The organism is Caulobacter flavus, assembly GCF_003722335.1.
Classification (GTDB): Bacteria; Pseudomonadota; Alphaproteobacteria; order Caulobacterales; family Caulobacteraceae; genus Caulobacter; species Caulobacter flavus.
The window spans coordinates 5642072-5659202 of sequence record NZ_CP026100.1 but is presented as its reverse complement, the minus strand read 5'-3'; the positions used below and the strand labels follow the sequence as shown (position 1 = coordinate 5659202).

19 protein-coding genes, 2 tRNA genes and 1 other RNA gene are annotated in these 17131 nt (G+C 69.9%); 11 read left to right on the top strand and 11 right to left on the bottom strand.

Annotation, left to right across the window (positions count from 1 at the left end; all coding sequences use genetic code 11):
* Nucleotides 1-76 precede the first annotated feature (76 nt).
* The 4 genes from C1707_RS25875 to C1707_RS25860 form a co-directional block, all read right to left on the bottom strand.
* A complete protein-coding gene (locus C1707_RS25875) occupies nt 77-817 on the bottom strand; it encodes a YceI family protein (protein ID WP_101715291.1) in 741 nt (246 codons plus the stop codon).
* Nucleotides 818-896: 79 nt separating this feature from the next.
* Nucleotides 897-2654 carry a DUF885 domain-containing protein gene (locus C1707_RS25870; RefSeq protein WP_101715290.1) on the bottom strand — a complete coding sequence of 586 codons (1758 nt, stop codon included), beginning with the start codon at nt 2652-2654 and terminating at the stop codon, nt 897-899.
* A 105-nt stretch (nt 2655-2759) separates the two neighbouring features.
* Nucleotides 2760-2834 (bottom strand) — tRNA-Gly (locus C1707_RS25865).
* 46 nt (nt 2835-2880) lie between these two features.
* A tRNA-Gly gene (locus C1707_RS25860) sits at nt 2881-2955 on the bottom strand.
* Nucleotides 2956-3125: 170 nt separating this feature from the next.
* Here C1707_RS25860 and C1707_RS25855 point away from each other — a divergent pair.
* Both C1707_RS25855 and C1707_RS25850 read left to right on the top strand, forming a co-directional pair.
* Complete coding sequence (locus C1707_RS25855; RefSeq protein ID WP_101715289.1) at nt 3126-3986, top strand: SDR family oxidoreductase; 861 nt, start codon at nt 3126-3128, stop codon at nt 3984-3986.
* Between the two features lie 77 nt (nt 3987-4063).
* Nucleotides 4064-5062 carry an FkbM family methyltransferase gene (locus C1707_RS25850; RefSeq protein ID WP_101715288.1) on the top strand — a complete coding sequence of 333 codons (999 nt, stop codon included), beginning with the start codon at nt 4064-4066 and terminating at the stop codon, nt 5060-5062.
* Here the strand turns inward: C1707_RS25850 and C1707_RS25845 are convergent.
* Entirely contained in the window at nt 5059-5937 is an 879-nt protein-coding gene (locus C1707_RS25845) for an alpha/beta fold hydrolase (protein ID WP_123170808.1), read from the bottom strand. The genes C1707_RS25850 and C1707_RS25845 overlap by 4 nt on opposite strands.
* A gap of 56 nt (nt 5938-5993) precedes the next feature.
* Here C1707_RS25845 and C1707_RS25840 point away from each other — a divergent pair, with 56 nt between their 5' ends.
* Together C1707_RS25840 and C1707_RS25835 are read left to right on the top strand one after the other, a co-directional pair.
* Nucleotides 5994-7190, top strand: a complete 1197-nt coding sequence (locus C1707_RS25840; RefSeq protein WP_101714879.1) for a glycosyltransferase family 4 protein — start codon at nt 5994-5996, stop codon at nt 7188-7190.
* Nucleotides 7187-8158 (top strand): glycosyltransferase family 9 protein, encoded by a 972-nt coding sequence (locus C1707_RS25835; RefSeq protein ID WP_101714880.1) that lies wholly within the window; start codon nt 7187-7189, stop codon nt 8156-8158. Before C1707_RS25840 ends, C1707_RS25835 begins: the two co-directional genes overlap by 4 nt.
* Nucleotides 8159-8164: 6 nt before the next feature.
* Here C1707_RS25835 and C1707_RS25830 read toward each other — a convergent pair whose 3' ends face one another.
* Nucleotides 8165-8677: a GNAT family N-acetyltransferase gene (locus C1707_RS25830; RefSeq protein ID WP_101714881.1), complete on the bottom strand. Its 513-nt coding sequence runs from the start codon at nt 8675-8677 to the stop codon at nt 8165-8167.
* Between the two features lie 58 nt (nt 8678-8735).
* On the opposite strand from C1707_RS25830, the gene C1707_RS25825 reads away from it, so the two are divergent.
* The 3 genes from C1707_RS25825 (at nt 8736) to C1707_RS25815 (ending at nt 10611) form a co-directional block, all read left to right on the top strand.
* Nucleotides 8736-9308 carry a TspO/MBR family protein gene (locus C1707_RS25825; RefSeq protein WP_101714882.1) on the top strand — a complete coding sequence of 191 codons (573 nt, stop codon included), beginning with the start codon at nt 8736-8738 and terminating at the stop codon, nt 9306-9308.
* Between the two features lie 45 nt (nt 9309-9353).
* On the top strand, nt 9354-9710 hold the full coding sequence (locus tag C1707_RS25820; protein WP_101714883.1) for a ribosomal maturation YjgA family protein: 357 nt from the start codon (nt 9354-9356) through the stop codon (nt 9708-9710).
* A 238-nt stretch (nt 9711-9948) separates the two neighbouring features.
* Nucleotides 9949-10611, top strand: coding sequence for an NrsF family protein (locus C1707_RS25815; protein WP_101714884.1), 663 nt, complete (start codon nt 9949-9951; stop codon nt 10609-10611).
* A 9-nt stretch (nt 10612-10620) separates the two neighbouring features.
* On the opposite strand, the gene C1707_RS25810 is transcribed toward C1707_RS25815, so the two are convergent.
* The 5 genes from C1707_RS25810 to gap all read right to left on the bottom strand — a co-directional run bounded on the left by C1707_RS25810 (nt 10621) and on the right by gap (nt 15616).
* Nucleotides 10621-10935 carry a hypothetical protein gene (locus C1707_RS25810; RefSeq protein ID WP_101714885.1) on the bottom strand — a complete coding sequence of 105 codons (315 nt, stop codon included), beginning with the start codon at nt 10933-10935 and terminating at the stop codon, nt 10621-10623.
* 402 nt (nt 10936-11337) lie between these two features.
* Nucleotides 11338-12429, bottom strand: coding sequence for a class II fructose-bisphosphate aldolase (gene fba / locus C1707_RS25805; RefSeq protein ID WP_101714886.1), 1092 nt, complete (start codon nt 12427-12429; stop codon nt 11338-11340).
* A 204-nt stretch (nt 12430-12633) separates the two neighbouring features.
* Nucleotides 12634-13824 (bottom strand): phosphoglycerate kinase, encoded by a 1191-nt coding sequence (locus C1707_RS25800; RefSeq protein ID WP_101714887.1) that lies wholly within the window; start codon nt 13822-13824, stop codon nt 12634-12636.
* A 9-nt stretch (nt 13825-13833) separates the two neighbouring features.
* Nucleotides 13834-14484: a DUF6891 domain-containing protein gene (locus C1707_RS25795; RefSeq protein WP_101714888.1), complete on the bottom strand. Its 651-nt coding sequence runs from the start codon at nt 14482-14484 to the stop codon at nt 13834-13836.
* A gap of 124 nt (nt 14485-14608) precedes the next feature.
* Nucleotides 14609-15616, bottom strand: a complete 1008-nt coding sequence (gap, locus tag C1707_RS25790; protein ID WP_101714889.1) for a type I glyceraldehyde-3-phosphate dehydrogenase — start codon at nt 15614-15616, stop codon at nt 14609-14611.
* Nucleotides 15617-15833: 217 nt separating this feature from the next.
* Here gap and C1707_RS25785 point away from each other — a divergent pair, with 217 nt between their 5' ends.
* The 4 genes from C1707_RS25785 (at nt 15834) to C1707_RS26415 (ending at nt 17087) form a co-directional block, all read left to right on the top strand.
* Nucleotides 15834-16292: a hypothetical protein gene (locus C1707_RS25785; protein WP_240633827.1), complete on the top strand. Its 459-nt coding sequence runs from the start codon at nt 15834-15836 to the stop codon at nt 16290-16292.
* Nucleotides 16293-16296: 4 nt separating this feature from the next.
* Nucleotides 16297-16623 carry a cell division protein ZapA gene (locus tag C1707_RS25780; RefSeq protein ID WP_058348093.1) on the top strand — a complete coding sequence of 109 codons (327 nt, stop codon included), beginning with the start codon at nt 16297-16299 and terminating at the stop codon, nt 16621-16623.
* Between the two features lie 67 nt (nt 16624-16690).
* Nucleotides 16691-16853: non-coding RNA, 6S RNA (gene ssrS / locus C1707_RS25775), on the top strand.
* 48 nt (nt 16854-16901) lie between these two features.
* Entirely contained in the window at nt 16902-17087 is a 186-nt protein-coding gene (locus C1707_RS26415; RefSeq protein WP_101714890.1) for a hypothetical protein, read from the top strand.
* Nucleotides 17088-17131 lie beyond the last annotated feature (44 nt).

The window sequence follows — 17131 nt, the reverse complement described above, 5'->3', positions numbered from 1 at the left end:
AAAATCTAAACCACTGATTGTATTGTGCGCGGCGATCGCCTATCCTCGTCCGCCGACGGGGATAGGCTTGTTCCCGTCAGGGCTGGCCGGGCGCCGGCGGCGCGTTGGCGGCCGGAGGATTGGGCTTCAGCAGTTCGGCCTCGATGGCCACCTGCACCTCGTCGCCCACGCCCATGGTCGAGCCGGGCTGCGGTACGCCGTAGGAGACGCCGAAGTCCGAGCGCTTGAAGCTGCCGGTCAGCGAGAAGCCGATGCGGGCGTTGGGGTCCATCGGCGGATAGCCGGTGTAGGCGCCGTTGAACCTGGCCTTCAGGGTCACCGGCTTGGTTACGCCGTGCAGGGTGAGGTCGCCGGTGACGTCCGCGGTGTCGTCGCCGGTCTTGCTCACCTTGGTCGAGCGGAAGGTGATGGCCGGGTACTTGGCCGCGTCCAGCCACTGGGGCCCCAGCAGTTCCTCGGTGAAGCCCTTGGGCGGGGCCGGCAGCAGCAGCGAGCCGGTCTTGATGCTGGCCTCGATGTGAGCGGCCTCGGGCGCCTTCGGGTCGAGGGTCAGCTTGGCGTCGAAGTCGGAGAAGCGCGCCGTGTACCAGGAGAAGCCCAAATGATTGACCTTGAAGCTGAGGTCGGCGTGGGTCTTGTCCAGCGTGTACTCGCCGGCCGGCAGGTCGGCGGGTGGCTTGGCGGCCGAGGCGGGCGCGGCGGCGGTTTCGCCGGCCGGCTTGGCCGGCGCGTCGGTCTTGGCCGTCTTCGGGTCGGAGCAGGCCGCGAGGGCCAGAAGCAGGGCGCCGCCGATCGCGAACTTCGAGGCGTAGGACATGGAACCTCCCTTTTTAAGGCGGGGAGGTTCGGCCCGGGGCGAGGGCGGGGTCAACCCCGGGCTGCGGCTCAGCTTGCCATTACTTCTTGCGCGCGGCGATCCAGGCGTCGGTCCGCGCCTCCAGCACCGCCAGCGGCGTCGAGCCGCCCAGCAGCACCAGGTCATGAAAGGCCCGCTCGTCGAACTTCGGGCCCAGCTGGTCCTGCGCCCGCTTGCGCAGCTCCAGGATCTTCAGCTCGCCGATCTTGTAGGACAGCGCCTGGCCCGGCCAGGAGACGTAGCGCTTGAGCTCGACCTCGATGTTGGTCGAGGACAGGGCGCTGTTTTCGGTAAAGCAGGCGCGGGCCTGCTCCAGGCTCCAGCCCTTCCAGTGCATGCCGGTGTCGGCCACCAGGCGGCAGGCGCGCCACATCTCGTAGGACAGGCGGCCGAACAGCTCGTAGGGATCGCGATAGATCCCCATCTCCTCGCCCAGCCATTCCGAATAGAGCCCCCAGCCCTCGCCGAAGGCGCTGAAGTAGAGGTTCTTGCGGAACTCGGGTCCGGCCTGCTCCTGGGCCAGCGAGGTCTGGACGTGGTGGCCCGGCGCGCCCTCGTGCAGCACCAGGGCGGGAAGTTCGTAGAGGCCGCGCTGGTCGAGGTCGGAGGTGTTGATCATCAGCCCGCCGGCCCGGCCCGTCTTCGGGTCGCCGCCGAAATAGCGCCCTGTGGTGTAGCCCTTCTCGATGCTGGCCGGCACGGGACGCACGCCGTAGGTCAGGCGTGGCAGGGTCCCGAAGTGGGCGGGCAGCTGGTCGTCGGCGCGCTTGGCGATTTCGCTGGCCTTTTCCAGCAGTTGCTGGCGGCTGGTGGCGTAGAAGCGCGGATCGGTGCGCAGGAAGGTCAGGAAGGCCGGCAGGTCGCCCTTGAAGCCGGCCTCCTTCATCACCGTCTCCATGCGGGCGCGGATGCGGCGCACCTCGGCCTGGCCGATCTCGTGCACCTGGTCGGGCGTCATGTCGGTGGTGGTGTAGCGCTTGACCAGGAAGGCGTAGTAGCGCTTGCCGTCGGGCAGGTCGCCGGCCGCCAGGCTCTTGGCCGACTTGGGCAGGTACTCGTCCCGCATGAAGGCGACGAAGCTGGCGCGGGCCGGGGCGACCTTGGCCTTCAGCACGGCCTCGCCCTCGGCGATCAGGGCGGCCTTGCGTTCGGCCGGCACGCTGGCGGGCAGGGCGCGCAGCGGGGCCAGCAGCGGGTCTTCGGCCGCCGGCGTGGCGGCGGCGCGCTGAGCGCGCTCCAGCACCGACTGGGCGGTCATCCGGGTATGGACGAAGCCGGTGGCGATCCCGCGGCGGGCCTCGGCGATGTTGGCGGCGTACCAGTCGGGCGCCTGGGCCAGCAGGGCGATCCACTTCCTGGCCTCGTCCTCGTCCTTCAGGCGGGCGCTGCTGGCCCGATAGAGCAGGGCGACGTCGAAGCCGCCGTCGCTGCTGAACGGCATGCGGCTCTCGTCGAACGACAGGCCGGCGAGCTTGTCGTCGAGGCTCCAGGCCAGGATCTGGCGGGTGAGCTTCTCGTCGTCGGACAGGCCCGAGGCGTCGACGTCGGCCAGCAGGGCCCTGGCCTTCTCGTACTTGGCCTTGCGGTCGGCGTCGGCCTTGGGGCCGACGGGCGGCAGCCGCCAGCGGGCGGCGTCCGAACCGCTTTCCTCGTCGTCGACGGCCGACACCGACTCGTAGGCCTTCACGGCCTGCGTCAACTGCGTCGAGGCCGCCTGGGTCGCGGCGTGCGCGCCGCTGGCCAGCAGCACGGCCGACAGGGCCGCGCCGGCGGCGAGGCGAAGAAGGTGGTGACGCATGGACGCTCCCCGGAATGGTCGACGAGGAGGTTAGAGCAGGATTTCGCGCCGGACCAAACGGCCCCGCTTCGCATCCGGATCAGAATATGAGGAAAGGAAAGAAAATGGAGCGGGCGAAGAGATTCGAACTCTCGACATCCACCTTGGCAAGGTGGCGCTCTACCACTGAGCTACGCCCGCGCACCGATTTTCTTGTCTCGTCCATCCGTCTCCGAGAAGGAGGGAATGGAGCGGGCGAAGAGATTCGAACTCTCGACATCCACCTTGGCAAGGTGGCGCTCTACCACTGAGCTACGCCCGCATCGAAGAGGCTGAAAACAGCGCCCCGCGACGAGGAGGCGGCTTATGGCAGAGCGTTCCGCGCTTGGCAAGCACTGTCGCGCAACTTCATTGGGGATGAATGCCGCACTTGCGGAACGGCCCGTTTCGACGGCTCATTGATCCCTTGGATTTGAGGGCGGGGCTCTGGGTTTGCGTCTGTTCGTGTTCGGATTGGGCTATGTCGGCGCCGCCTTCGCCGAATCTCTGGCCGCGCGGGGCTGGTCGGTCACCGCCACGGGGCGCACGCCCGAGGCGCGGGCCGCCGTCGAGGCCCAGGGCTTCTCCGCCGTAGACCCGGACGACAAGGCGGCCATGGTCGAGGCCATGCGCGGCGTGAACGCCGTGCTGGTCACCTCGCCGCCGACCGGCGAGGGCTGTCCGGCGCTGGAGGCGGTGATTCCCGCCCTGGCCGCGGCCGAGGCCTTTCCCGACTGGATCGGCTATCTGTCGACCACCGGCGTCTATGGCGACTTCGACGGCGGCTGGGTGTTCGAAGCGAGCCCGCTGAAGGCCCAGTCGGTCGAGGGCGCTCGCCGGGTGGGGGCGGAGCGCGACTGGCGTCAGGTGTGCCGCGGCATGGGCCTGACGATTGCCACCTTCCGGCTGCCGGGGATCTACGGCCCCGGCCGCAGCGCCTTCGACCGGCTGCGGGCCGGCGAGGGCCGCCGAATCGTCAAGCCGGGCCAGGTGTTCAGCCGCATCCACCGCGACGACATCGTCTCGGGCCTGCTGGCCTCGCTGGAGCGGCCTCGCGCCGGGGCGGTCTACAATCTGTGCGACGACGAGCCGGCTCCGCCGCAGGACGTCATGGAGCACGCCGCCCGTCTGCTGGGCGCGCCGGTCCCGCCGGACCTGCCGTTCAACGCCCTGGGCCTGTCGCCGGCCACCCGCCGCTTCTACGCCGAGAACAAGCGCGTCTCGAACGCCCTGGCCAAGGCCGAGTTGGACTGGCGGCCCGCCTACCCGACCTATCGCGAGGGGCTGGCGGCGATCCTGGCCGGCGAGCGCTAGGCGCCGGAGTGGATTCGGGGCGTGCGCGCCCCTATGGTCGCCGCCGGCGCGCGTCGCGCCGTCGGTGGCGGGGGTCCATGAGTATTCGCGATTTCGTTTCCAGGCTGAACCTCGTGCCCAGCCGTGTCGAAACCCTGGAACGAAGCGTTCGCAGCCTGGAGGCCACTGTGTCGGCGCTGGAGGCGCGCCTCGAAGAGCAGGCCGCGCGGCGCGACGGCGCGCTGGAGGCGCTCGGCGCCAAGCTCGACGTCCTGGCGGCCAGCGCTCGCAGGCCCGAGGTGCTGGTCTCCAACGACCAGGACATCGTGATCCTCGCCGACGGCTACTATTTTCTGTTTCCCGCCACGCAGCTGAACCACGCGATCTCGTACCTGCATCCGGACTTCGACATCGGCATGCGCCGGTTCGTGGCCGGCCACGTCCGGCCCGGCGTGCACTATGTCGACGTGGGGACCAATGTCGGGACGCTGGCGGCGATCGCCGCGCGGGGAATCGGCCCGACGGGACGCATCGTCACGGTCGAGCCGATCCCGGAGCTGGCGCACAACATCCGGCGCTCGCTGTTCCTGAACGGCGGGGGAACACCGGCCGAGCACCACGTCTGCTGCGCCGGCGGCGTGGGGGCGACGGGAACCGTCGAGTTCGACGTCTACGAATTCGACAGCCGCGTATCGACCCAGCATTCCTACAGCGACCGCCGCGACGCCGACCGCTTCCGAAAGATCAAGGTCGAGGTCCGCCCCATCGCGTCGCTGATCCCACCGGGCGACAACGACCTGGTGATCAAGCTCGACGCCGAGGGCGCCGAGCCGCAGCTGCTGGCGGCCCTGCTGACGCCCGGCGGTCCGCTGGCCGGCCGCGACACCGTTCTGGCGTTCGAATATGCGCGCGAGCACTGCGAGCGGGTCGGCGAGGATCCCGCGGCGCTGGTCGCGCTGCTGCGCGCGCACGGACTGTCTGGCTTCTACATCGACGCCTATTCGGGCCAGCCGACGACGCCGTTCGGCGAGGACAGCCTGGACGTGGCGGGCAACATCGTCGTGCGGATCGCGCGCGATCACGCCAGCCTGGCCTAGTCCTCCAGGTCTTCGTCCCCGAGATCCGCCGCGGCCCAGGCCGCCGCCGGGGCCTGGCCGGCCGAGCGGGCGCGGGCGGCGCGGGCCAGCCGGCGCGCGACCGGGTCGTCGTCCACCGGCGTGGCCAGCACGCGAGCCTCGGCCACGGCGGCGACCAGGCGTTCCAGGTCCTGGGGGCGCGACAGGCGGTGGTCGCCGTCCTTGATCAGCGAGAACACGACGTCGTCGCCCTTCAGCGCATTGGCCAGCTCCAGGGCGTGGGTCCACGGCACGTCCTCGTCCTGACCGCCCTGCAGCACGCGCACCGGCGCGTCGATGGGCACGGGGCCGGGCAGGATCGACCAGCGCGCGCCGTCCTCCAGCAGGTCGCGGGTGATGGCGTAGCCGCCGTCGTCGTACTCGGAAGGGCGGATCCAGAAGCCGTCGCGGGCGATGGCCGCCCTGGCCTCGTCCGACAGCTCGGGGCCCATCAGCTTGTCGGTGAAGTCCGGGGCCGGAGCGATCAGCACCAGCGCCTTCACCCGTTCGGGCCGGGCGATGGCCGCCAGGCAGGCCAGCCAGCCGCCCAGGGACGAGCCGACCAGCACCAGCGGGCCCTCGGTCACATCGTCAATCACCGCCAGCGAGTCGGCGCGCCAGCGGCTGATCGTGCCGTCCCTGAACGCGCCCGACGATTCGCCGTGGCCGAAATAGTCGAAGCGGACGTACGATCCGCCCGTCGCCAGGGCCTGGTCGGCCAGAACCTGGGCCTTCGTGCCGGTCATGTCGGAGTGGAAACCGCCCAGCCACACCACCGTCGGGCCCTCGCCGTCGATCCTGCGGTAGGCGAGACGCTGATTTTCCTCGCGCGGGTGGAAATCACGGACTTCGGTCATGGCGCGGCCTTGTTCGTTTCGCTAACTAACCCCTCCTAACCTCTTCAGAGCGCTGCGTGTCCATCCTTCCCGATGATTTCACCCTGCTGCAGGTGACTCCGGAACTGGAGACCGGCGGCGCCGAACAGACCACGATCGACGTCGCGCACGGCGTGGTCGCCCTCGGCGGCAAGGCCCTGGTGGCGACGCGCGGCGGCCGCATGGCCGCGCGGCTCGAGGCAGACGGCGGACGCCTGGCCCAGATGCCGGCCCAGTCGAAGAACCCGCTGGTGATGCTGGGCAACGCCGCCCGACTGATCGACCTGATCCGCCGCGAGAAGGTGACCCTGGTCCACGCCCGCTCGCGCGCCCCGGCCTTCTCGGCCCTGTGGGCGGCGCACGCCACCAGGACCCCGTTCATCGCCACCTATCACGGGGTCTACAACGCCAAGTCCAGCCTCAAGCGCTGGTACAACGCGGTGATGACCAAGGGCGACCTCGTCATCGCCAACTCCGAGTACACCCGCGCCCACGTCATCGCCGAGCACGGCGTCCATCCCGACAGGGTGGTGGCCATCCCGCGCGGCGTGGACCTGTCGCGCTTCGAGCCCAGCTTCGTCTCGGCCGACAGGGTTGAGACCCTGCGCAAGGCCTGGGGCGTGGCCAGCGACGAGCGCCGGCTGAAGGTGCTGCTGGCCGGCCGCCTGACCCGCTGGAAGGGGCAGGGCCTGGCCATCGAGGCCGTGGCGCGGCTCAAGGCGCTCAGCGACACGCGGGTGCTGCTGCTGCTGGCCGGCGACGACCAGGGCCGCAAGGGCTACCGCGCGCAGCTCGAGCACATGATCGCCCAGGCGGGCCTGGAAGACAGCGTGCGCCTCGTCGGCCACTGCGACGACATGCCGGCCGCCTACCTGCTGGCCGACCTGGCCATCGCGCCGTCGCTGGAGCCGGAAGCCTTCGGCCGCACGGCGGTGGAGCCGCAGGTCATGGGCCGTCCGGTGATCGCCGCCGACCACGGCGCCACGCGCGAGACCGTGATTCCGGGCGAGACCGGCTGGCTGGCCGCGCCCGGCGACGTCGAGGCCTGGGCCCAGGCGCTGAACGACGCCTGCGAGGCCGGCGCAGCGGGGCGCCAGGCGATGGGCATGGCGGCGCGCGCGCGTGCGCGACGGTTGTATTCTGTGGACGCGATGGTCGAGGCGACCCTTAAGGTCTATGCGCGCGTCATGGCCGCCCGGAAGGCTGGGGCGGACGTTTTGGAGTCGAAGGGTTGAGCAAGGAGATCAAGAAGGTCCTGGTCATCAAACTGGGCGCGCTGGGCGACTTCGTCCTGGCCCTGGCGGCGATGAAGAAGATCCGCGAGGCCCATCCGCGCGCCAAGATCACCCTGCTGACCACCCCGCCCTTCGAGGCCTTGGCCCGCCTGTCGCCCTATTTCAACGCGGTCGAGGTGGACGGCCGTCCCAGCGACGCCGGCGACCTGTTCAAGATGCTGGGCCGTATCCGCAAGGCCAAGTACGACCGGGTCTACGACTTGCAGACCAACAACCGCACCGGCTGGTACTTCCAGGCCCTGCGGCCGTTCCCGCCGCAGTGGTCGGGCATCGCCAACGGCGCCAGCCTGCCCCAGCGGGGGCGGGCCCGCTATCACATGCACACGCTGGAGCGGCACGCCGACCAGCTGCGCCAGGCCGGCATCTGGCCCGACGCGCCGACCGAGCCGGGCAGCGCCCCGCCGCCGGACCTGTCGTGGATCCTGCGCAAGCACAAGGACGCCCGCCCGGTGGCCGGGGCGGTGACGCCCAAGCCCTACGTGCTGCTGGTGCCCGGCGGCTCGGCCCACCGGCCCGAGAAGCGCTGGCCGGTCGAGAGCTACGCCCAGCTGGCGGCGCTCCTGAAGTCCAAGGGCCTGGACATCGTCATCATCGGCGGTCCGCAGGAAAGCGCCATGGCCCGCCAGATCCAGAAGGCCGCCGGCCAGGCCCGCGACCTCACCGGCCGCACCGACTTCGCCCAGCTGGCGGTGCTCGGCGCCAAGGCCGCCCTGGTGGTCGGCAACGACACCGGCCCCACGCACCTGCTGGCGGCGGCCGGCGCGCCGACCATCGCCCTGTTCTCCGACGCCTCGGACCCGGCCCTGTGCGGTCCGCGCGGCCATGTGGCGGTGATCAAGTCGCCGGACCTGAAGGCCCTGCCGGTCAGCACGGTGGCCAGCACGGCGATCTCGCTGCTGCCGCGCTGAGGGCGTCTAGAGCGGCCGGGCCATGAACACTCGGGCGGCTTCGTCCAGCCCGCGCGCCAGGTGCTCGGCGCGGATCGCCGCCATGCCCGGCGTCAGTTCGTCGACCGCTACGAACCCCAGCCGCGCGTAGTACGGCGCGTTCCAGGGTACGTCGCGGAAGGTCGACAGGACCAGCACGCCGCCGTGGCCCAGGCGTTCGCCCGCGGCGTCCAGCAGGGCCGCGCCGATGCGGCGGCCGGCGAAGGCAGGCAGGACGTCCAGCTGCTCCACATAGAGTCCTCCCTCCAGCGGGCGGAACATGACGAAGCCGGCGACGATCCCGTCCTCGGCCTGGGCGACCAGCAGGCCGCCTTCGACGATTCGCCGCGCCAGGGTCGGGGCCGGGGTGGGCTCGTCGGCGGCGATGGCGTCCATCAGGCCCAGGAAACGCTGGGCCGAGGCGCGTTCGAGCGCGCGGATCGTCTCAACCTCGACGACGCGCGCGGGACGTAGCAGGATGGGCGCGGGGGCGCTGTTCATCTGGAACCAAGCCGGAAACTGGACGGTTTAGGGTTCCGAGTTAACGAGGAGTCCGTCAATGCGCATCACCCCCGGCAAGCCGTACGCCCCCCGCGCCCTGCCTGGCCGCGAGGCGTTCCAGCCGGACACCAGCGGCAACAGCGCCGGCGCCCAACTGGCCATCGGACTGGCCCTGGCCGGCGGCGCGGTCCTGGCCGCGACGCTGCTGGGCCGTCGCCACGAGCGGGTGATCGACGACGAAGAGTATGCGGTCGGCTACGCCGAGATGCACGAGCCGGTCGCCCATCAGCCCAAGCCGCTCACCAGCCTGCTGCTGCCGCCGCTGTTCATCGCCATGACCCTGTCGGGCCTGCGGACCTGGAACGCGCCATCGAGCCCGGCCCGCACCCGGGCCCTGACCCTGTGGAGCCTGACCCAGGGCTTCAACGCCCTGTGGTTGGCCTTCGGCACACGTCGCGGCGGCGGCCAGCTGGCCGTGGCCACCGCTTCGCTGGGCGCGTCGGCGGCCTATGCCGTCGAGGCCCGCAAGGTCGGCGGCGCCTCGGCGCCCGATCTGGGCTGGCTGGGCGTTGCCAACGCCCTGACCGCCCAGCTGTGGCGGCGGTCGCCCGTGCGTCCCACCTTGCACTAGTCCGCCCGGCGCGGCTTTCTCCCCGTCTTCGAGCGGGGAGGGGCCATGCGGATTCGGTTCGGACACCTGGCGGCGGCCGCGATCCTGTTCGCGGTGGAGGTCGTGATCGCGCTGTTCGTGCGCGACGCCTTCGTGCGGCCCTATCTGGGCGACGTGCTGGCCACGGCCATGGTCTATTTCGCCGTACGCGGGGCGACGCCCCTGGGGCGGGCCGCAAGCGCCGTCGCCGCCCTTGGCCTGGGCCTCGTCATCGAACTGGGCCAGGCCCTGCACGTGCTCGATCATCTGTGCCTGGGCGGCGTGCGCTGGGCGCGGGTGGTGTTCGGCGGCGTCTTCGACCTGAGGGACCTGGCCTGCTACGCCGCCGGCGTCGGTCTGGCCGTGCTGCTGGATCGCCGCTGATGGGGCCAGGCATTCGCCGTCGGATGAGGCGCCGGGCGCGTCGCTCACGGTTTCCGGCGCCGCTCAACCAGGCATTGATGTTCGTCCACAGTCGCTCCACAGCGCTCGCAGAACGCCGGTATTGACTTCCGCTGCCTAACCTTTACGCATTCGCCCCGGCTTTTGAGATCGCCTCTCACGAGCGCGCGCCGCCAGGGGACGACGGCCGAAAAAACAAGCCTGTTGCGGGGGGAAGCGGTTGGCCTTCGACGACGCGACCTATGACGATGGCGTGCTCGCCGTCCGCACGCCCCGTGGGACGGGCTGGCGGCCCAAGGCCACGCGGCCGGCCTGGCGGCTGGCCGAGATCGGCGTCGCCGGAGGGCTGGCGGCCCTGCTGCTGGTGCTCTTCTGGCTGGACCTGCGACCCGACATCGAGACCGCGCACCAGCAGCCGTTCTTCTGGCTGAAGATGGTCTATACCGCCGCCCTGGCCGCGGCGGGCTTCGACGGCTTGGCGCGGCTGATCCGGCGCGGGCCGCCCGCGCCCACGGCGATCATCGTGGCCGTCGTCGCGCTGCTGGTCTTCGCCGTCGGCGGCGTGACCGAAGCCACTCAGATGGAGCCGGCCAAGCTGGCGCGCCTGTTCTCGCCGGCCTCGGTGGGGGCGTGCTTCTTCAACATCGCCGCCCTGGCCCTGCCGACCCTGTTGCTGGCGCTGACGGTGCTGCGCGGGGTCGAGACCGAAAGGCCGCTGCTGGCCGGCTTCGCCGGGGGGGTGTTCGCCGGCGGCCTGGCCGCCAGCGTCTACGGCCTGCACTGCCCGCACTCGACCTTCGTGTTCGTGGGCCTGTGGTATCTGGGCGGCGTGCTGCTGTGCGGCCTCGCCGGCGCCGCCCTCAACCGCCTGGCCGCCCACTGAGATCCCGCCTCAAGGCGCGGCCAGCTCGACCCGCTGCAGCACGCGCCCGCCGCGATCGAAGGCCGTCAGCCGCACGGCCGGGCCCTCGCCGCCGGTGAAGATCAGGTCGCGGGCCGGATCGAACGGCGCCAGGCCCGCCAGCCCGACGATCACCGCCCGCGAAGCCTCGGGCGCCGGCGGCGCGGCGACCAGAGATTCGATGCGGCCCACATGCTCCAGCAGGTCGTCGGCCGCCAGGTCGCGCACGAAGCGGCGCGCGGCCGCGCGGATCCTGCCGACGGGCGGCGCCGGTTGCTCGGACGGGGAGGGGGCTTGGAAGGTCATGGTCGTTTCTCCTGAGGGGTCAGGCCGACGGACCGCACGACAAAAAACCCCGCGCCTTGGAAGGAGCGGGGTTCGAGGATCCTGCGATCTCGATGCGGCGGTCGCTTAAGACGCGCGCGTTCGTCCCGTTCCTGGAGGCCAGGCGGTAATAAGTACGGTGAGAAGAAGCGCGCGGGCGGAGACGGGCAGCGCGAGGCCGGCGGCGGTCGGGCGACCGGCGCTGAAGGCTTCGACGTGGCTCAGGCCCATGGGCATGAAGATGCCGTCTCCAGGTGACGGAATGGCTTCTAGCAGCCCTTCGACGGGTTGGTCAGCAAGAAACTGTCCTTTGTCTTGCTCGGAAACGAAAAAGGCCCTCCCGGCGAACCGGAAGGGCCCTCGTTCCCGCCGGGGCGGAAAGGCTTACTCGGCGGCGGCCTTGCCGGCGGCGGCGGCGAACTTGGCGTTCAGTTCGCCCGAGATGTAGCGCTTGGCCATGGCGGCCGTCGACAGCGCGCGGATCTTGCCGGCGTGGCCGGCCGAGCCGAACTGCTCGAAGCGGTCCTGGCAGACCTTGCGCATCGCGTCCTTGGCGGGCTTCAGATAGGCGCGCGGGTCGAACTCGTGCGGCTTCTCGATCAGGATCTTGCGCACCGCGCCGGTGATGGCCAGGCGGTTGTCGGTGTCGACATTGACCTTGCGCACGCCGTGCTTGATGCCGCGCTGGATCTCTTCCACCGGCACGCCCCAGGTCTGGGGCATCTCGCCGCCATAGGCGTTGATGATGTCCTGCAGTTCCTGCGGCACCGAGCTGGAGCCGTGCATCACCAGGTGGGTGTTGGGCAGGCGGCGGTGGATCTCCTCGATCACGTTCATGGCCAGGACGTCGCCGTCCGGCTTGCGCGTGAACTTGTAGGCGCCGTGGCTGGTGCCCATGGCGATGGCCAGGGCGTCGACGCCGGTGGCCTGCACGAAGTCGACCGCCTGGTCCGGATCGGTCAGCAGTTCGTCATGCGACAGCTTGCCTTCGAAGCCGTGGCCGTCCTCGGCCTCGCCCATGCCGGTCTCCAGCGAGCCCAGCACGCCCAGTTCGCCCTCGACCGAGACGCCGCAGGCGTGAGCCATCTCGACCACCCGGCGGGTGACCTCGACGTTGTACTCGTAGCTGGCGGGGGTCTTGGCGTCCTCCATCAGCGAGCCGTCCATCATCACCGAGGTGAAGCCGTACTGGATCGCCGTGGCGCAGGTCGCCGGGCCGTTGCCGTGGTCCTGGTGCATGCACACCGGGATGTGCGGGTAGATGTCGACCAGGGCGTCGATCATCTTGGCCAACATGATGTCGTTGGCGTAGTTCCGCGCGCCGCGCGAGGCCTGGATGATGACCGGGCTGTCGACCGCGTCGGCGGCCTCCATGATGGCCAGGCCCTGCTCCATGTTGTTGATGTTGAAGGCGGGCAGCCCGTACTCATGCTCCGCCGCATGGTCCAGCAACTGCCTAAGCGTGATCCTCGCCACGTATTTCTCCTGCAAGCTTTGAAGTCGTTGGTTGGTTCTTGTTGTTGGGGCGCGACGCTTTTGCGTTCTTTGCCCGGGTGTCTCGGGACCGGTTCCTCGTCCGGCGCCCGAGAGCGGAGGCCCGCGCCCCGAAAGACTCGGGAGCGGGCGTTCCGACTTGGCTGATGGACCCGCGGCCGTCTTCGGCTCGCCGGGATCCTCCCTTTAGGCTTCGAGAGCCGCGACGCCCGGAAGCGTCTTGCCCTCCATCCATTCCAGGAACGCGCCGCCCGCCGTCGAAACGAAGGTGAAGTCGGCCGACACGCCCGCATGGTTCAGCGCCGCGACGGTATCACCGCCGCCAGCGACCGCCACGATCTTACCCGATTTCGCGAGCGACGCGGCGTGTTTCGCCGCCGAAACGGTCGCCTCGTCGAAAGGTTGCACCTCGAACACGCCCAGCGGGCCGTTCCAGATCAGGGTGAGGCTCTGGTCCATGGCCGCCAGAAGCTTCCTGGCGCTCTCCGGACCGGCGTCGAGGATCAGGTCGTCGGCCTGCACTTCGTCCAGTTGGCGGACGGCGGTCTCGACGCCCGGGGCGACCTTCTTGGCCACGACCACGTCGACCGGCAGCAGCAGCTCGCAGCCGGCGGCGTCGGCCTTCTTCATGATCTCGCGGGCGGTGTCGGCCAGATCCTTTTCGCAGAGCGAGCCGCCGACGTCGTGGCCCTGGGCGAAGAGGAAGGTGTTGGCCATGCCGCCGCCGATGGCCAGGCGGTCCAGCTTGGCGACCAGGTTGTTGAGCAGGTCGAGCTTGGTCGAGACCTTCGAGCCGCCGACGATGCCGATCACCGGCTTCTTGGGGTTGCCGAGGGCGGCGTCCAGGGCTTCCAGTTCGCGCTGCATGGCCAGGCCCGGATAGGCCGGCAGCAGCTTGGCCAGGCCTTCGGTCGAGGCGTGGGCGCGGTGGGCGGCGCTGAAGGCGTCGTTGACGTAGACGTCGCCGTTGGCGGCCAGGGCGGCGGCGAACTCGGCGTCGTTCTTCTCTTCGCCGGCGTGGAAGCGGACGTTTTCCAGCAGGGCGACGCCGCCGTTCTCGAGGCCGTCGACGACCTTGGCGGCTTCAGGGCCGACGCAGTCCGAAGCGAAGGCCACCGGCTGCTCCAGCAGCGCCGACAGCGGCTCGGCCACGAAAGCGAGGCTCATCTCCGGCACGACCTTGCCCTTGGGACGGTCGAAGTGGGCCAGCAGGACGACCTTGGCGCCGGCCTTGGACAGGAAGGCGATGGTCGGCAGGGCCGCGCGCAGGCGGGTGTCGTCCGTGATCCGGCCGCCGTCGACGGGCACGTTGAAGTCCACCCGGACCAGGGCGCGCTTGCCGGCGAGGTCGGCGGTGTCGAGGGTGCGGAAGGTCATGGGCGTCTTTCAGGCTTGGGTTTGCTGGCGTCGGCGCTTCCAATCGAGGGGGACGCAGATGCGACGCTCGATGCGTCCGTCCCAGTCGGTTTGAAGGCCGTGGCGATTGAGGTGGGCGACGATCTCGTGACCGATGGCGACCGCCGCCTCGTTGGTGTCTTCGCGGGAGCCGTAGTTCAGGTAGAGGCCACCGCCTCCAGCCGCGGAATCGGTGTCCTGCATGTGATAGAACGCATAGCCCCGCGAAGGGCGGCCGGCGTTCGCGGCCTCTTCCATCTCGTCCCAGATCTCGCCGGAGCCGCACGTGCCGCAGCACGAGAAGTTCTGGCGCGAGATCACGCCGTCGGCTTCGAGGGCGGCGAAAGCCGCATCGAGGCGATCGCAGTCGGTCTGCATCGTCCATTCCGCCTCGCGGGCGGCGTGGGCCGCCAGGGCGGCGTCGGCGCAGCGCTCCGCGAACGGGCGCAGGACGGCGGGCTCGTAGTGCGGATAGCCGACGACCGCGACGGCGTCCCCCACGACCTCGTCACGCGTGGCGAAGCCCCCCGCGATCTTCTGGTCGATATACTGGCTGAGCTCCTCGACGACCTCGTCGAACGGCGGCGCGGGCTCCACGGGCGGCTTGGACTTGCCGAAAGCGAAACCCAAGATGCGTTGCAACCAAGATCCCAGCAACCGTCGCCCCTCCGGCGTCACCGCGTTCCCATTCGAAGTCGTCGATCGCTTCGGCGCGACCGGAAGACGAAGGGCGCCGATCCTTCGGGACCGGCGCCCTTGCAGGCTCTTAGAGGAACTTCGCCATTTCCAGAGCGGTGTCGCTCATGCGGGTCGCGAAGCCCCATTCGTTGTCGTACCAGCTGAGCACGCGGGCCAGCTTGCCCTCGATGACCTGCGTCTGGGGCAGGGCGGCCGTCGAGCTGGCGGCGATGTGGTTGAGGTCGCTCGAGACCAGCGGGTCGGTGGTCACGGCCAGGACGCCCTTCATCGGGCCGTCGGCGGCCGCCTGCAGGGCGGCGTTGATCTCGGCGATCGTGGTCTCGCGGCCGGTGACGACCTTCAGGTCGATGACCGAGACGTTCGGGGTCGGGACGCGGATCGACGAGCCGTCGAGCTTGCCCTTCAGTTCCGGCAGGACCAGGCCCAGGGCCTTGGCGGCGCCGGTCGAGGTGGGGATCATGCTCAGGGCCGCGGCGCGGGCGCGGTAGAGGTCCTTGTGCATGGTGTCCAGCGTCGGCTGGTCGCCGGTGTAGCTGTGGATCGTGGTCATGTAGCCACGCTCGATGCCGACCAGGTCGTGCAGGACCTTGGCCACCGGGGCCAGGGCGTTGGTGGTGCACGAGCCGTTCGAGACGACGATGTCGTCGGCGGTCAGGGTCTCGTGGTTGACCTTGTAGACGATGGTCTTGTCGGCGCCGTCGGCGGGAGCCGAGACCAGCACGCGCTTGGCGCCGGCCTTCAGGTGCAGGGCGGCCTTGTCCTTGGCGGTGAAGATGCCGGTGCACTCGAAGGCGATGTCGACGCCCAGGTCGCCGTGCGGCAGCTCGTCGGGGTTGCGGATCGCGGTGACCTTGATCTTGCCCGTGCCGACGTCGATCCAGTCCTCGCCCGAGGTGACGACGCCCGGGAAGCGGCCGTGCACGCTGTCGTAGCGCAGCAGGTGCGCGTTGGTCTCGACCGGGCCCAGATCGTTGATCGCCACCACCTCGATGTCACGGCGGCCGTGCTCGGCGATGGAGCGCAGCACGAGGCGGCCGATGCGGCCGAAGCCGTTGATGGCGACGCGAAGGGCCATGTGGTCTTTCTCCTCACGATCGGACCCGCTCGGAAGCGAGCGGCGTTCCTTGATTTTGCAGGGGGTTTCGCGGTCGAAAGCGGCGAAGTCAAGCCCAGGAACGCTCACAACACATTAGCTATTGTTGTGACGCTCGTTACATCGCCCAATTGTGGTCACGCCGGGTGGCGAAGTCGGCGACGATCTATATGTTGCGCCGCATGATGGGAACTTGCCGATGACACCGGGCGAAGGAAGCGCCCTCGACCTGGCCGCGCGGCGGCTCGAGCGCGCCGTCGCGAACCTGGAGCAGAAGATCGCCGCCGAACGGGCCGAGCGCGAGCGCGCCGCCGCCCTGCCGGCGTCGGGCGACCTGTTCGAGACGCCGGCCGCCGTCGCCGACGCCGCGGTGGTCGAGAAGGCCGCCCAGCTGGCCGCCGACCTGGAGGCGGCCCGCGTGCGCGAGCGCGCCCTGGAAGAAGCCGGCGAGCAGGCCAGCGAGGCCCTGGGCCGCGCCATCGCCGAGATCCGCGCCGCCCTGGGCGACGAGAGCCTGATCGGCGAAGGCGTCCACGACGACGAGGAGGAGGGCGCTGCGCCCGCCGGTTTCGTCGCGGACGAAGCCGAAGACGAACCTGAAGCGTTGTACGACGAGGACGACCCGCCGTTCGACCCCGACCCGCCCGCGAAGGCCTGAGCCCATGGCGCAACTGACCATCCACGTGAACGGCCGTCCCTACAGCGTCGGCTGCGAAGACGGCCAGGAGGCCCACCTCCTGGAGATCGCGCGCCTGTTCGACCGCCAGGTCCGCCAGGTCAGCCAGGAGGTCGGCCAGCTGGGCGAGACCCGCCTGTTCCTGATGGGCGCCCTGCTGCTGGCCGACGAGCTGTCTGACCTGAAACTGCGCCTGGCCCACAACCAGTCGGAACTGGCCCGCCTGCAGAACGAACAGACCCGCGTCGAAATCCGCGCCATCAAGGCCATCGACGCCGCCGCCGAGCGCATCGAGAAGCTGGCGGCGGGGTAAAACGGGGCGCCGCGTCAACGCGGCGCTGGCGCCGACGCTCCCGAACCCCTATCTTGTTCAGCGGCGGGTCGTGCTGCGGCTCTCGTCGAAGATTTCTATTCCCAGGGACCTTAATCTCTCTATCGGGATCTGTTCCCTCCCGTGGCCGTGGCTGCGGGAACACGGAGCCCACCTGTATCTAACAGGTTCGAGTGGATTGAAACGTCTTCACGGTTCTTCGCGGCGCCGCCACCCTTTCCCCTCTTGTTCACCTTTTGGTTCGTGCCATAATCCTCGACATGGCCACGCCGCAGAAGAAATCGACGACGCGCAAGGCGGGTTCGACCCAGCGGGAGCGTCCGATCGTGTATCGCGGGATCAAGATCCAGCCGATGCTGGGCGAGCGGTCGCCGCTCGCCAAGTCCATTCGGGAAGGCTTCCGCGCCATGAGCGATACGACGCGTGCCCCCGCGACCGAAGACTAGATTTCCGGCGGCCCGCTCGGTCTTCATAAACTGCCCGTTCGATC